The sequence below is a fragment of the Ferrovibrio sp. genome (assembly GCF_046297895.1).
In the GTDB taxonomy this organism is placed as follows: domain Bacteria; phylum Pseudomonadota; class Alphaproteobacteria; order Ferrovibrionales; family Ferrovibrionaceae; genus Ferrovibrio.
In genome coordinates, this window is record NZ_JBKBHC010000006.1 from 144,691 (window position 1) to 157,098 (window position 12,408).

At 61.3% G+C, this 12,408-nt stretch carries 14 protein-coding genes; 3 read left to right on the top strand and 11 right to left on the bottom strand.

The genetic code is table 11. From position 1 onward, the window contains the following. Positions 1-123: 123 nt before the first annotated feature. Entirely contained in the window at positions 124-1,941 is a 1,818-nt protein-coding gene (locus ACK4FK_RS11790; RefSeq protein WP_409745153.1) for a hypothetical protein, read from the top strand. A 26-nt stretch (positions 1,942-1,967) separates the two neighbouring features. On the opposite strand, the gene ACK4FK_RS11795 is transcribed toward ACK4FK_RS11790, so the two are convergent. The 4 genes from ACK4FK_RS11795 to ACK4FK_RS11810 all read right to left on the bottom strand — a co-directional run bounded on the left by ACK4FK_RS11795 (position 1,968) and on the right by ACK4FK_RS11810 (position 4,868). Beyond that, positions 1,968-2,435, bottom strand: coding sequence for a hypothetical protein (locus ACK4FK_RS11795; RefSeq protein WP_409745154.1), 468 nt, complete (start codon positions 2,433-2,435; stop codon positions 1,968-1,970). Positions 2,436-2,581: 146 nt separating this feature from the next. Then, positions 2,582-3,154, bottom strand: coding sequence for a PAS domain-containing protein (locus ACK4FK_RS11800; protein ID WP_409745155.1), 573 nt, complete (start codon positions 3,152-3,154; stop codon positions 2,582-2,584). Positions 3,155-3,169: 15 nt separating this feature from the next. Further along, positions 3,170-3,478, bottom strand: a complete 309-nt coding sequence (locus tag ACK4FK_RS11805; RefSeq protein ID WP_409745156.1) for a SelT/SelW/SelH family protein — start codon at positions 3,476-3,478, stop codon at positions 3,170-3,172. Between the two features lie 7 nt (positions 3,479-3,485). Next, positions 3,486-4,868, bottom strand: a complete 1,383-nt coding sequence (locus ACK4FK_RS11810; RefSeq protein WP_409745157.1) for a hypothetical protein — start codon at positions 4,866-4,868, stop codon at positions 3,486-3,488. 238 nt (positions 4,869-5,106) lie between these two features. On the opposite strand from ACK4FK_RS11810, the gene ACK4FK_RS11815 reads away from it, so the two are divergent. After that, complete coding sequence (locus ACK4FK_RS11815; protein WP_409745158.1) at positions 5,107-5,715, top strand: TetR/AcrR family transcriptional regulator; 609 nt, start codon at positions 5,107-5,109, stop codon at positions 5,713-5,715. After that, on the top strand, positions 5,712-7,106 hold the full coding sequence (locus tag ACK4FK_RS11820) for an MATE family efflux transporter (protein WP_409745159.1): 1,395 nt from the start codon (positions 5,712-5,714) through the stop codon (positions 7,104-7,106). The genes ACK4FK_RS11815 and ACK4FK_RS11820 overlap by 4 nt, the downstream gene beginning before the upstream one ends. A gap of 12 nt (positions 7,107-7,118) precedes the next feature. Here ACK4FK_RS11820 and ACK4FK_RS11825 read toward each other — a convergent pair whose 3' ends face one another. From ACK4FK_RS11825 to ACK4FK_RS11855, 7 genes are all read right to left on the bottom strand, one after another. After that, a complete protein-coding gene (locus ACK4FK_RS11825; protein ID WP_409745160.1) occupies positions 7,119-7,634 on the bottom strand; it encodes a hypothetical protein in 516 nt (171 codons plus the stop codon). A gap of 98 nt (positions 7,635-7,732) precedes the next feature. Beyond that, positions 7,733-8,917: an acetylornithine deacetylase gene (gene argE / locus ACK4FK_RS11830; RefSeq protein ID WP_409745161.1), complete on the bottom strand. Its 1,185-nt coding sequence runs from the start codon at positions 8,915-8,917 to the stop codon at positions 7,733-7,735. Positions 8,918-8,937: 20 nt separating this feature from the next. Continuing rightward, positions 8,938-9,945: a D-erythronate dehydrogenase gene (gene denD / locus ACK4FK_RS11835; RefSeq protein WP_409745162.1), complete on the bottom strand. Its 1,008-nt coding sequence runs from the start codon at positions 9,943-9,945 to the stop codon at positions 8,938-8,940. An 88-nt stretch (positions 9,946-10,033) separates the two neighbouring features. Then, on the bottom strand, positions 10,034-10,621 hold the full coding sequence (locus ACK4FK_RS11840; RefSeq protein WP_409745163.1) for a periplasmic heavy metal sensor: 588 nt from the start codon (positions 10,619-10,621) through the stop codon (positions 10,034-10,036). A 5-nt stretch (positions 10,622-10,626) separates the two neighbouring features. After that, on the bottom strand, positions 10,627-11,085 hold the full coding sequence (locus ACK4FK_RS11845) for a hypothetical protein (RefSeq protein ID WP_409745164.1): 459 nt from the start codon (positions 11,083-11,085) through the stop codon (positions 10,627-10,629). 15 nt (positions 11,086-11,100) lie between these two features. Next, positions 11,101-11,703, bottom strand: a complete 603-nt coding sequence (locus ACK4FK_RS11850) for an RNA polymerase sigma factor (protein ID WP_409745165.1) — start codon at positions 11,701-11,703, stop codon at positions 11,101-11,103. A gap of 103 nt (positions 11,704-11,806) precedes the next feature. After that, the gene (locus ACK4FK_RS11855) at positions 11,807-12,403 is read right to left on the bottom strand and encodes a gamma carbonic anhydrase family protein (protein ID WP_409745166.1); all 597 of its coding nucleotides are present in this window, start codon (positions 12,401-12,403) and stop codon (positions 11,807-11,809) included. Positions 12,404-12,408 lie beyond the last annotated feature (5 nt).

Consider the following 12,408-nt stretch of genomic DNA (forward strand, 5'->3'; position numbering starts at 1 on the left):
ACCAACCTTAAAGAAATATCCTGTCTTTAAGTTAAACTTATTATATATACCATCTTTTGAATCCTTCCCTTACGGCAATTCACAGGGAGGTCTGGCTCGGCGCTTTCAGACGGACAGAGAGCAATGGTCAGTTCGGTGAATACGAATGGCGGGGCTATGGTTGCCCTGGCAACGCTGCGCGCCGTTGCCGGGACAAAGGATCGCGTCGCCAAGCAATTGGAAACCGGCTACAAAGTGGCCGATTTCAGCGACGATGCCGCGGTTTTTGCCGTGGCCCAGTCCGTCCGCGCGACCCAGAAGGCGCGGCGTGCCGTCGATACGACACTGGCTCGCACGGTGATGGCGCTGGAAACGGCCAGCGCGGGCATCAACCGCGCTTTCCGCATCATGTCCGAACTGCAAACCAAGATTGTCCAGGCCGGGGACGGCTCGCTGAGCGACGAGCAGCGACGGATGATCGATAACGATTATCAGGCCTATCTGATGCAGCTCGACCATGCCGCTCAGGCGGCTGTGGTGGATGGCGTCAATCTGATTGGCGGCGATCCGCCCGGCGCCACGATCGAATTCGCGCCACAGATCAGCTTGCGCACCGCTCCCGGGGCCGCGCCGCCCATGCCGGCTCCCGATGCTGCAGACACCATGCCGGCGAATCCTGTGCAGGCCGTGCCCGACAGCGGTGAAACGGTCTTTCTCGGCCTGCCGATCCGCCTCGGCAATACGCCGACCGATGCCATCGCCGGTGAGGTGCGCTGGCTGATCTCGATTGACGGCGCGGTGCAGGCCCTGGCGCCCCCCACAGTGTTCCAGGACACCGGACTGGTGGAGAATTCAGTCTACTATCTCGGCCCGGTCACCTCGGGTTTTGCCGCCGGCCCCGAGGCCGTGACTCTGCCGACCATCCCGGATACGGCAAGCAATGTGCGCATATACGCCGAGTTGTCGCTGTCCTATCCGCCATCCCTGGGGCGCGGCACACCGGGCTATCCCACCGAAATAACCTTCGCCAACTATCATTATTTCGTCGGCAATTCTGCGGATTATGTCGACGTGCTGGAAGAGCGGCGCACGCCTGGCGATCTGCAGTTCTTCCCGAGGACCCAGGTGCGGATTTCCGGCGGTGATATAACCGGCCATGCGCCGCGGGGGCTGGGCGGCGGCACGAGCGCGATCACGACATCGCCCGTCAATGTCGATTTCACCCCGATCAACGCGGTGCCGCCGTACCCGGCATCGGGAACCGAAGAAATCCTGTTCGATATCCGCGTCTATAATTCGGCCGGTACTCTAGTGGCGGTTCAAACCGATCGCTCCACCGGAGCCGGCGGTACAAGCTGGAGCGGGACGTTGAATTACGAACAGCTTGTCAATTATCAGAACGCCAATGGCGACTCAAATCGCGACAGCTTTACCGTTTCGGTGTCGAATGTGCGTTATACCGAGCGCGACCAGCCGCCATATACATCCCAGTCCGCGGATGGCGCTTCGTCTCTGCGTGCAGCCTTCGTCACATCGACCTGGGTCAACGATGCCGGGCCAACGCTGGAGCCTTCGATCTATCAGTACGGCGAAAGCGAAGACGGCCAACTGGGCATCCTTGTGCGGTCTAACCTGACGGCGATGGGGCTGGCCCTGGAAGGAACCAGCCTGCTCAGTTCCGCCGCGATTTCTGCCACCCGCGATGCTTTCCAGTCGGCATCCCTGCGGCTTGCCGGCATGTCCGCATACTACGCCAGCGAATATCGAGGCATCCTCCAGCAAAGCAACCTTCTGGCCGAACTCCGCGCGGCTGCGGAAAAGGCACTTGGTGTCCTGATCGATGCCGATGTGGCAGAGGCTGGGGCATTGCTGCGCAGCGAAGAGGTGCGCGAGCAGCTTGCCATCAATGCCCTGAATATTGCCAACCGACAACCGTCCTTGCTGCTGTCGCTGCTGCGCTAAGTTCGGCCTCAGGCGGTCGGGCGGGATCAGACTAGAAGATTGGCAATGCCGCCGGCGCTCTTGCCGGTTTCGCCCTTGACGGCCTTCTCGATTTCCTCGCGGATCTCTTCCTCGATCTTCTTGCGGAGCTTTTCATCGAGTTGCGCCAGGCCCTCCTCGGTCATGCCGTGCTCTTCCAGGTATTTTGCCCGGATGCGTTCGGGGATCGACATCCTGGCATAATCCAGGAAATCCTGGGCTGAATCGGCTTTCTCGGCTGGCGCCGAAGCTGGAACGGCTTCGGCTGTTTGGGTGGCCGCCGGCCAATGCGTGGCCTCCACCGCGTCGACGGCGCCGGCGGCAGTGGTCAGCCAGGCAAGGCGGGTCTGAGGATCGGTGCCTTTCGCTTCTTCCCGCTTCGCCCTGGCCTGCCCCAGGAAATACTCCATCGCCTCGCTGTCCAGCGAGAGCTGCTGCAGGCGGCCACTGCCACCGCCAATACCGGATACCGACATGCTGTCCTCCTGTTGTTTGAAGCAACAGCAAGCAATGCACATGCCATGCGAAGGCATCCGCAGTGCGGTCGGAATTCAATGGAAAATCGGCAATCCTGCCTTGCGCGCAGTATGGTTAATCCGCGTTAAGGAGAATTTTTTGCCGGTCAGTCGGCATGAATGATGCGTATCTCGGGTGTCGCGCTGAGCCAGTCGCCGGTCCAGTTGCCGCGATCCTGACGCCGCTGCCAGAACTGGCAAACGAAGATGATGTCTGGTTCGGTCATTTCCCTGCTGCGCAATGGCATCACCAGTCGATAGGTGATGCCATTCACGAAGTTGCCCTCGTCGTGATAGAGGCTGGAGGTATAGACCGGCAGACGCTCGGTCTGAACCGTGCGGTTCAGCAGGCGCACATAGTCGAGGTAGTCCACAGGCAATACTTCGTCCAGATAGCAACCGGTGAGCTCGCGGCCTGTATAGAACCGGACATGAGTCCCTGAAAGCCGAAAGCGGTAGCGATCAGCATCAGGCCCGGAAACGCGATCCAGCAACATGATGTTGGGCAGCAGGGCAGGGAAATCGAGCGGGTCGATTTCCGAGCGTAGCGGTATGTCATCCGCTTTGCAGCGCGCGAACCAGTAGCGGGCCAGTTCCTGCAGCCGTTCATCTGGGATATCGCCAATATGCCCGCGGCCGATATCGAGCGTGATGCGGGGCAGGGTGGCAAATCTCTGCACGCAAACTCCAGGCGGTCAGCGGTCGATATGACCAAGATCGCGTTGCGGATCGAGACGATCGCGCACGATCTGCTTCAATGTCTTTACATCCGGAAAACCGCCATCGCGTTTACGCTCCCAGATCGTCTCACCGTCATAGCGGATTTCGAAAATACCGCCCGTACCCGGCATAAGTGCGACTTCGGCGAGATCGTCGCCATAAGTCGAAAGCAGTTCCTGCGCCATCCACGCCGCCCGCAAAAGCCACTGGCATTGCGTGCAGTAGGCAATGGCGATACGTGGCTTTTCCCGGAGTTGATAAGGAATGTCGGCTGGCGGATTCATGTGCTCGTCATGTTAACGGAATATGTTCGCTTCGCAGCCCATCCAGCAATCCCGGGGTGTCGACAGAGCCGCTTACGGCATCGCCCCAGACGATATCAAAGCCCGATGCCACACCCACGCGCAGATCATCATGATTGTTGATGTTCGCCAGTATTGCCACGTTGCGATGCAGGTGGATGCGTCGCGCCAGGCTGGCGTAATCGAGCCTCGTCTTGCCGGGTGCGCTGCCGTTCAACTCCATTTCTGTGCTCAGACCATAGCATCCCGAGCCGGCATATACGTCCACCAGTCTGGTTTCTGGCCGTATGTGAGCCACTTGCAGCGACGATAACGGGCGGAGATAGGCTACCAGTTCGGCCAGTCGGCTGGCCGGCATGCCGGCCGGCAGGTTTGTCACCGCGAAGGCGATATACATGCGAATCCCGCTCGGAACCTCCCGCAGCCGGCTGAAATACTGTTCGCGTAAACGGCTGATGCTGAGTGTCTCGTAAGTGATCGGGATGACCAGCTTGCCATTCAGGCCTGATGTGAGCATGCGATGCAGGCCGAGCAGGGCCGCGCCCAGCGTAAAGAGATCGAGAGCAGGAAGAAGTTCCTCTGGCTTCTCAAGCAGCGGATCGTCATCCAAGAGGGCCATTCGACCGGTACGTTTGCTGATTACGTTGGTCAGGAACGAACTGAAAGTCCGTCGCTTGGTGTTGAACATGGGGCGGAAGCTGGCACTGCAGTCTTTCAGATAGTCTTCGACGCTGGTGCGTTGGAATAGAGCGCTGAAGTCCTGGTCCAGCTCTGGAATAGGCGGGGTGGACTCCGTCTGCGGCGAATGGACGCTATCTGCAGTCCGGTCGTATTCGTCTTGCTCGGCAGCAGAGCGGACATGGTTGAGCAGATCGTCCAGGGTGTGGATCTTTTCCAGCACGAACTGGCGATCGATTTCGGCTACGCATGAAGCGACGGAAATTTCCTGGGCGCTTGGCTCTTCGCCGACGATCAGCTTTTCGATCTCCTCGGCAATAACGCGGGCCTTGAATTCGGCCTCGCGGCGCTGCAGGCGCGTGAACAGGATCAGGAAATTCTCATCATCCACCCTGTAATAGGCATCAGTGACATCCAGGCGACGCCGGAAGATGCCTTCGATCAGCCGGAAGATCTGTTCGCTGCGCCGTTCCCAACGTTCGCCGAGAGCCGTGCGGATACCCGACAGGCCGATCAGTTGCAGCGAGCCAGCAGTCAGTTTGCTTGGAGTCAATCCAAGGCCGTCAAGACTGCGTTGTGTATCGGTCACAGACGAAGGCAGGCGCCGCCGGGCTGGGGGAGGACCGGATGTCTCCTCCTTGCCGCCGAGCAATTGCCCGAGTCTCTGAAGTAGTGAAGGGCGCTCGTTTTCCATTCAGGACGAATAACGACCTCGCTTGTGGCCAATCCGACCGCGCGAGCAGTGGAATTTCAGTTTTGTAATGTAATTAAGTCTGCGGATTCCGATCCAGCGAGTCGATAGTATAAAATATATAAAAATAACAATGAGTTATAATAATTTTTGACTTATATTATGATTCCGAGACTGGGTTTGACATTTGCGCGTGATAATGAATGATGATCATCATCATATTTATTGAGTGACTCCAGCCATGCCGCTATCGCCGGATCAGCCTCTGCCTGCCACGCGACGACAGATCACGCGGGAGAAAATACTTTTGGCTGCCGCCCGGGCCATCCGTGCCCGCGGCCCGGAAGGTGTCGGGGTGTTGGAAATCATGCGTGAAGCCGGACTGACGCACGGCGGTTTTTATGCCCATTTCCGCTCCAAGGACGAGTTGGTGGCTGCAGCCATCGCCACGATGTTCGATCAGGGGCGAGAACGTTTCTTCGCGCGGGTTGCGGGCCAGCAAGGCATCGAGGCCCTCCGTGTCTGGGTCGATGTGTATGTTTCGTCATCCCATCGCGACAATGCGGGCGGCGGCTGCGCGCTGGCCGCACTGAGCAGCGATGCTGCGCGACTGGATTCTGCCAGCCGCAACGCTTTTGACGAGGGACTGCGGGGGATCATTGCCCGATTTGCGGCGCATCTGCCGGAGCGGGATGGATTCGATGCGGAGGCTTGTGCGATGGCCATGCTTGCCGAAATGGCCGGGGCCGTGGCGCTCGCACGTGCCGTGGAGAATCGCGATCTCTCCAACCGGATCCTGGAATCGGCGCGCAGCAGCCTGCAGGCCCGGTTGTCAGCGGTGCTCTCATGAACGAACAAAAGCCCGGCATCGCCGAGCCGCGGCCTTTCGCCCAGCCGGTTCGGCCTGCCGTGCCAGTGCCGGAAAGACTGCTGGCAGCACCTATTCTGCCCACCCTGCTGCGGTTGACGCTGCCCAATACGGTGGCGATGACGGCAACCGCGCTGGCGGCCATCGCAGAAACGGCCTATGTCGGCCTTCTGGGTGTCGAGCCACTGGCGGCCATGGCACTGGCCTTTCCGATGATCATGCTGATGCAGATGACTTCTGCCGGGGCCATGGGCGGCGGCGTATCGTCTGCCATTGCGCGCGCGCTCGGTGGCGGCGATCTGCCACGGGCCAACGCGCTTGCCCTACATGCCGTGGCGATCGCGCTCTGCGCGGGCCTGCTGTTCACGGCCTTTTTCTGGCTGCTTGGGCCAATGATCTATCATCTGCTGGGCGGTCGCGGGGGAACGCTGGATGAAGCCGTATTGTACTCCAACACGGTATTCACGGGAGCGATCAGCGTCTGGCTGTTCAACACTCTGTCTTCGGTTCTGCGCGGCACCGGAAACATGACAGTACCGTCAGCCCTTGGTCTGGCGGTTGCGATATTGCAGATCCTGATCGGCGGCGCCCTCGGTCTCGGGCTGGGGCCGATTCCGAAACTTGGCATGCTGGGGGTTGGCCTTGGTCAGGTCTGCGCTTTCAGCCTCGGCACGCTGTATCTGGCCTGGTACCTGCTGGCCGGCCATGCCCGGCTGCGTCTCATTCCGCGCGATTTCAAGCCGCGTGGCGAGATGTTTTCCGACATTCTGAGGGTCGGCGCGATGGCCAGCCTGTCCTCGCTGCAAACGGTTCTGGCGATCCTGATCTTCACGGGACTGGTGGCGCGTTTCGGCACCGTCGCCCTGGCTGGCTATGGTATCGGCGCCAGGCTGGAATTCCTGCTGATCCCGATTGCCTTCTCGGTCGGAGTGGCAAGCGTTCCAATGGTTGGCATGGCCATTGGGGCGCATGACGTGGTCCGCGCCCGTCGCGTGGCCTGGACCGCGGGCAGCCTGGCCTTTGGCATACTGGGCATCATCGGTTTGGTGGTGGTCCTGCTCCCTGATGCCTGGTCGCGTCTTTTCACCGCGGATGAAGCCGTCATCGCCGCCGCACGGCAATACCTGATCGCGGCCGGGGCCGGTTTCCCTTTCTTCGGCCTGGGGCTGTGCCTGTATTTCGCGTCCCAGGGGGCAGGCCGGCTGCTGGGGCCGGTTCTGGCCGGCACCCTGCGTCTGGTTCTGGTCGCTGCATGTGGTTGGCTGCTCACCATGCATGCCGCCCCGGTCTGGACACTGTTTGCGTTGGCCGGCATTGCCATGGCGGTCTATGGACTGGCGACCCTGGCCGCGGTGCGCTTCACCCGTTGGTGAGCGGCGCGACCCTCAATCTGTGGCGCCGTGGTAGTAGAAAACCGAAATGATGCGATCAATGGTGACGCCGTCATCGGCCAGAGGGCAGTGCACATATTCCAGATCGGCATAGTCATGCCGGAATTTCATGCGCGGCGGGCCATACCAGTAATAGCTTATACCAGTCTGCAGCACCTGCTGCCGCACGTCCTGGATCACGCTGGCCGGCTGGCCTGACAGACGCGCATTTGTCGCCACAATCTCGTCGATATAACGGTTCATCATCGGTGACAGTGCGGCCTCAAGTATGACCTCGCCAGCCACACGCACGAAAAACCTTGCCGGTTGCGGTGGTGCCGCCCGCTCGACCTGCACCAGCACGATATTGGGCAGCAGATGCGGCATTGCTGTCATGTCGATGTCCTGCCGCGCCGGTAGGCTGTCGGCCGGATGAATGCGGCGCATGTAGTGCAGGAAGTCGGTCACCACATTGCTGCGCGAGCGGATCAGGAAGTCGTCAATCGCGGCAATGTTGGGGTGTGAGGCCATGCCGCATTATGATTCCGCTCGATGCTGAAAATCCAGTGCGGCAGGATTTCGCCATCGTGGTAATTAAATACCACGATGGGCGGATATGGCGGCTGCGTTCAGACCGGCAGGCCGGCGCCGTCCTGCTTCACGCGCTCCAGCAAGCGGCCCATGAAGGCCTCGCACAGCCCGATCTGCTCCAGGGCGATGAACTCATTCGGTTTGTGAGCCTGTTCGATTGATCCGGGGCCGCAGACAATGGTGGGAATGCCCAGTTCCGAGAACAACCCGGCCTCGGTCCCGAAGGCCACCTTCTGCACCCGGTTGGCGCCGGTCAGCGCCTTGGCCAGTTCAACCACGCCGGCGCGATCATCTGTGGCCAGACCCGGGAATTCGGAAATCTGGGTGAAGGTGAATCCGCAATTCGGATCGACCGCTTTCAGTTCCGGCTCAAGCTTGTTTTTGGCGTAGGCAACCACCTCGGCGTACAGCGCATCGACATCGTCCTGCGGCAGGTAGCGAATCTCCCACAGGAAACTGCAGTCCTTCGGCACGATGTTGAGGGCGGTACCGCCATTCACCGTGCCCGTATGCAGGGAGGTATACGGAGGGGCGAATTCGCCATCGAATGGTCCATGTTCGCGCTTTTTGCGCGCCAGGCCCTTGATGAAGGCAATCAGCTCGGCGGCCGCTTCCACCGCATTGGCGCCGAGATGGGTGAGCGAGGAATGACATTCGAAACCGCGCACATCCACGCGCCAGCTTTTTTTCCCCTTGTGCTGGGCGATCACCTGCATCTCGGTCGGCTCGCCAACGATGCAGGCCTTGGGTTTCACCGGCATTCCACGCAGAACCTCGATCAGTTTCTTGGCTCCCAGGCAGCCCACTTCCTCGTCGTAGGTAAAAGCGTAATGGATCGGCGTCTCCAGATTCTGGGCCAGGAATTTCGGCGCATAGGAAAGTGCGACGGCAACGAAGCTTTTCATGTCCGAGGTGCCGCGGCCGTAAAGCAGTCCCGCCTTCTCGGTCAGGGTGAAAGGATCGGTATCCCAGTCCTGGCCATCGACAGGCACCACATCGGTATGTCCCGACAACACGATGCCTGGCCTGTCCTGCGGTCCCAGCGTGGCATAGAGGTTGGCCTTTTTGCCGCTGTCGTCATAGACCAGGGTTGATTCCACGCCAAGCGATTGAAGATGCTCCTGGATCCAGTAGATCAGGGCAAGGTTGGAATCGCGGCTCACCGTCGGCATCTCGATGAGCTGGCGGACCATGGCGAGGGCTTCGGGACTTGGCTTGGTCATGGGGCGGCATACTTTCTTTTTTAGTTGGACTGCAGGCTTTTGATCTGGCTGTCGAGATCGTCGGCGATGAATCCCTGTACGATCTCATCGATGGAGGCATCAGTGGTGAAGCCCAGTGCTGCAGCGCGGGTCGAGCGGGTTTCGCCGGGCCATCCATCGACGATTTTCTGGATCGCCGCATCGGGCTGCCAGTGGATTTTTCCGATCTTGCGGTTGCCCTTGTTGCGCTCGACTGCAGCGGCCATTTCTCCAGCTGTGACGCGGATGCCGCTGAGCAGCAATGTGCGATCCTTGCCGAAGTCTTCGGCCGGCAGGTCGTGGGCGCGAATGAAGGCGTCTACCGTGCGGCGCGGCGACAGGCAGGCCATGGGCGAGCCCGGGCGTACCGGACAGGTGGCATCCACGCCCGAAAGTGGCTCGCGGATGATCGAGCTAGCCCAGGTCGAGGCGGCTTTGTTCGGCTTGCCAGGGCGCACCATGATGGTGGGCAGTCGGATGGCGCGTCCATCGACAAACCCCTTGCGGCTGTAATCATTGATCAGCAATTCGCCGGCCAACTTCTGCACCCCGTAAGAGGTCGTTGGCCGCTGCGCGGTTTCGTCGGTCACCGTTTTAGGCATGGCATCGCCGCCGTAGACGGCGACGGAAGAGGCAAAAACCAGACGCGGCGTGTGGGTGGTAATGGCGCGGCAAGCCTCCAGCACATGCTTCGTGCCATCGAGATTGACGCGGTAGCCACCCTCGAAATCGGCCTCCGCGCCGGCCGAAACGATGGCGGCCAGATGGAACACCGAATGGGTGTTGTGCCCGATCAGGCGCAGCACCTCGCCATGATCGCCGATATCGCCGGCTAGGGTGACGATGCGCTCGTCCTTCGGACCGTCGGCTTCCACCGTATCGAACAATGTGATGCGGTGGATGGCTTCCGGCCGGCCGCTTGGCCCGGTCAGGCTGCCGCGTCTCAGCAGTTCGGCGGCCAGTTTCTGGCCAATGAAACCGGCACCGCCGGTAATGACGACATTGAGCATGATGGCCCCCCAGTGGACTGCCGGGAAAGCGATCACGCTAGCGATGCCGACCGGCAGAAACAAGCCGGTCGGGATGGTTCGGCGTGGTTCAGTCTTGCGGCGGCGGGCGACGATGTGGCGGCGGGCCGTCCATATGGCGCCCGTCCGGCCCTGCCCCGGGGCCCCGCATCGGGCCATCGGGCGGAGGGGGCATGGGCGGGCCATGGCGCATCAGCTTGCGGGCCAGCTTGGACCGCTCCTCAGGCGTCATGGCATCGGCGGCGGCAAGCAGGCCCGCCTGCAGCCCCTGCTGCAACTGATCAAGCCGTCGGCGATGCTCGAGCAGGGCCGCTTCCAGCCTGTCGCGGTTATAAGGTTCGGCGGCAAGCGCAGTGGCCAGTTCGCGGTTCATTTCGCGCAGCGTGAAGGCGTCACCCTTGCGGGTTTTTTCGAAGGCCTTGCGGAAAGCCTTGCCAGCCTCGTCGGGCAGGCGGCGGGCGAATTGTTCCTCGATATGGGCGCGGTCACGGTCCATCCAGCGACTGTATTTGACGAAGCGCGTTGCGCCCCAGCCGATGAAGGCAAGATTGATCGCAACAGAAGCGATCAGGCCAACGGCCAGCCAGCGGTTAATGCGGGTTTTCTGCGCCTGGGGCGGAGGAGGCGCGGGCGGCGGAGTGACAATGGGGTCGGACATGACTCTTATTCCTCGTACAGGAGCGGCACGGTGCTGGCCAGTTGCACGGCCACCAGTTCGGCTTCCTGCGTATCAACCAGGGAAAAATTGCTCATGCCCGCGCCGATGCCGATGAAGAGCGCGAGCGCGAGCGCAGCAAGCTGGGGAATGGCGCGTCCAGCCGGGAAGAGCAGCGCGAGCGCCTCGGCAACCTGGACCCGCCATAACGGGGTGGTGGAGGCGGAAGCGGCAGGCAGGCCGGCGACCTGCGCGAAGATGCGGGCCCGCAGAGCATCGCTGGGTTCGATCTCGGGCAGGGCGGCGCCAAGCAACTGATTGTCGAATCGCAGTGCGGAGCGCTGCAGTGCGCGCGCTTCGGGCGACGCTGCCAGCAGCCGGTCGGCTGCTGCTCGTTCGCGCGCCGGCCAATGCTCGATATCGGCACCGAAGGCGTCGATCAGGTCGGTAAAGCGGTCGAGATCCATAATCTCACTCCGTCATCATGTCGTCGCGCCGAAGACATCGCTCAGGTCGTCACGCAGGCTGCGTTTGGCCCGGACCAGCAGGGATTCCAGCGCGCCGATGCTGACGCCCAGAGCATCGGCCGCGGTGATATTGCTTTCGCCTTCCCAGAAGCACAGCAGGATCGCGGCGCGCTGGCGCTCGGGCAGCTTCGCCAGGGCGACCGCGACCCGATCGCCTGTCTCGGCGGCAAGCCGTGTCTGGTAGGGATCCGGGCGTGTATCGTCTATGGGCTCAGGCTGGTCGTCCAGAGCAGCCATGCCCGGCTTTCGCTTGCGATCGATGCACAGGTTCACCACCACGCGATTGAGCCAGGTCTTGAAGCTGGCACCGCCATCGGCACGCCAGCGCGCGGCATGCTGCCAGACCCGCAAAAAAGCTTCCTGCGCAACCTCCTCGGCGTCGGCCCGGTCGAACAGGACGCGATAGGCCATGGTGACCGCATGGCGCAGGTAGCGGTCGACCAGCAGCCGATAGGCTGCGTGGTCGCCATTGGCGACCCGCAGCATGAGTGCGGCATCGACGTCCTGCACGGATTCATCCCGCCGCAGCGGAATGGACAGCACGGTAGAGGCAAACATCCGGATACTTCCTGCTCTGGCCGACAAAACGGAGGCCGGGATTTCTCCCATATCCACTATACGGGGACGGGCGGGAAATCCTGCGCAGGCGGATCACGGACAATCAGGCCTGTCCGGCCGCCTCCAGGGCTTTAAGTTCCTCGGTCAGGCGGGCGATTTCCTGGCCCATGGCCCGGGCCATGTCGGGCTGGTCCCAGTCGCGGTACTGGCCCTGCCGGTAGGCCAGGGCATTGCGGTAGTACAGCCAGGCGTTCAGGCGGCAGCGCACGTAGTTGTTCTGCGTCTTGATCACCTTGCCCGGACTGCCGACCACCACGGAATTATCCGGGATCACCGTGCCCTCCTTGAGGAAGGTATGGCCGCCGATAATGCAGTTCTTCCCGATCACGCAACCATCCATGATGGTCGAACCGATGCCGATCAGGCAGTTGTCGCCGATTGTGCAGCCATGGATGGTACAGTGATGCGTGATCGAACAGTGGGCACCGATATAGGTGCCGCTCTGACCGCCGACATGCAGCATCGAGAAATCCTGGATGTTGGTGTAGGCGCCAACGACGATCTCGTAATTCTCCGCTCGCATGGCGACGTTGATCCAGACCGAGCTGCCTTCTTCCAGCCGCACCTTGCCATAAATATGCGCGCTGTCGTGGATATAGGCGGGGTTGTTCAGCACCGCATCGGGGCCATGCACGGGCATTGTCG